Below are 1,814 nucleotides of genomic sequence, written 5' to 3' on the forward strand. Positions count from 1 at the left end.
GTGGGCGGCAGGAAGGGGTCAGCATCGTGGATATTGATAACGGCACGATGAAACTGTCCGTGGTGCCGACCCGGGGCATGAATGTGTTGCAGGCCTCGGTCGGCAACGTGCGCATGGGATGGGACTCGCCGGTCAAGGAAGTGGTCAACCCGGCCTTCATCGAGCTCAACGGGCGCGGCGGGCTGGGCTGGCTGGAAGGTTTCAATGAACTGGTCACCCGCTGCGGTTACGAATGGGTCGGCCATCCCGGCATGGACAATGGCGAGCTGCTGACCCTGCACGGGCGAGCCGCCAACATCCCGGCCAGCAGCGTCACCCTGCACATCGACGAAAAGCCGCCCTACGCCATCAGCCTGCGCGGCGAGCTGAAGGAGCAGGCGTTCAAGAAAGTCGATTTCTCGGTCGTCACCGAGCTGGTCACCGAACCCGGCACTGCGCGTTTCGCCCTCAATGACACGCTGACCAACAACGGCGATTATCCGAAGGAATACCAGGCGCTGTATCACAGCAATTTCAGTACGCCGTTCCTCGAGCAGGGCGCACGTTTTGCCGCACCGGTAAAACAGGTCTCGCCGTTCAACGACAAGGCCAAAGCCGAGTTGGCCGACTGGCAGACCTATCGTGGGCCGACCAAGGACTACGATGAAACGGTTTACAACGTTGTGCCCTACGCCGACGACAAAGGCGAAACCCTGGCCGTTTTGCACAACAAGGCCGGCAGCCTCGGCATCTCTGTTGGCTTCAACACGCAGCAGTTGCCGGTCTTTTCCCTGTGGAAAAATACCGATACCCAAGGGCAGGGCTATGTCACAGGCCTTGAGCCGGGCACCAGTTTTTCCTACAACCGCCGCTATCAGCGTCCGCTGAATCTGGTGCCGACCATTGCGCCAAAGGCCAGCCAACAGTTCCAGATCAGCTACAGCCTGTTGGCGGACAAGGGCGCTGTGGATAACGCCTTGAAGCGCGTGACCGAGATTCAGGCCGGGCGTGAAACCGAAGTGCGGCAGAAGCCTTTGGTTGATTTGACCGAACATTAAGGTGTCGCCGGCCGGTATTGCAGCGCCTCGGCCAAGTGCTCACGCTTGATTGCATCGACTTGCTCAAGGTCGGCCAGTGTCCGGGCGACTTTGAGCAGGCGATGCGCTGAGCGCAGCGATAGCGTCAGTCGTTCACAGGCTGATTCCAGCCATTTCTCATCGGCTGTGGATAACTTGCAGTGCCGCTTCAATCCCGGCAGATCGAGAAACGCATTGGCACAATGCTGACGCTTTTGCTGGCGCTCCCGGGCCTCGGCCACCACGGCTGCCGCACTGGCACTGTCCTCTCCCGGTTTCATTGTCGGACTCAGCGCCGTCGCCTCTCGCGCCACTGTCAGGTGCAGATCAATCCGATCCAGCAATGGCCCCGACAGTTTGTTGCGATAGCGCTGCACCATGTCCGGCGTACAGGAACACTTGCCGCTCGGCTCGCCAAGATATCCACAGGGACACGGATTCATCGCCGCCACCAACTGGAAGCGCGCAGGAAAGCGCACGCGATCCTTGGCCCGGGCGATGACGATATGCCCGGACTCCAAAGGCTCCCGCAAAACCTCCAGAACCTTGCGATCAAACTCCGGCAGTTCGTCGAGAAACAGCACGCCGTGGTGGGCGAGGGTGATCTCGCCGGGTTGTGGTTTCGAGCTGCCACCGACCAGCGCCGGCCCGGATGCGGAATGGTGCGGCTGGCGAAAAGGACGTTGCGGCCAATGGGTCAGCGGCACGCCGCTGGCGACCGATTGAATCGCCGCCACTTCCAGTGCTTCGCATTCAGAC

The 1,814-nt window shown here is 60.9% G+C and carries 2 protein-coding genes; one reads left to right on the top strand and one right to left on the bottom strand.

Translation table 11 applies throughout. The features are described from left to right. On the top strand, window positions 1–1,037 hold a 1,037-nt coding region (locus DBR24_RS06825; protein WP_128614298.1), incomplete at its 5' end, for an aldose 1-epimerase family protein. On the opposite strand, the gene DBR24_RS31635 is transcribed toward DBR24_RS06825, so the two are convergent. Next, a partial coding sequence (locus DBR24_RS31635) for an ATP-binding protein (RefSeq protein ID WP_256591312.1) occupies window positions 1,034–1,814 on the bottom strand: 781 nt, incomplete at its 5' end. The two genes, DBR24_RS06825 and DBR24_RS31635, sit on opposite strands and share 4 nt — an antisense overlap.

The sequence above is a fragment of the Pseudomonas sp. HMWF006 genome (genome assembly GCF_003061205.1).
Classification (GTDB): Bacteria; Pseudomonadota; Gammaproteobacteria; order Pseudomonadales; family Pseudomonadaceae; genus Aquipseudomonas; species Aquipseudomonas monsensis.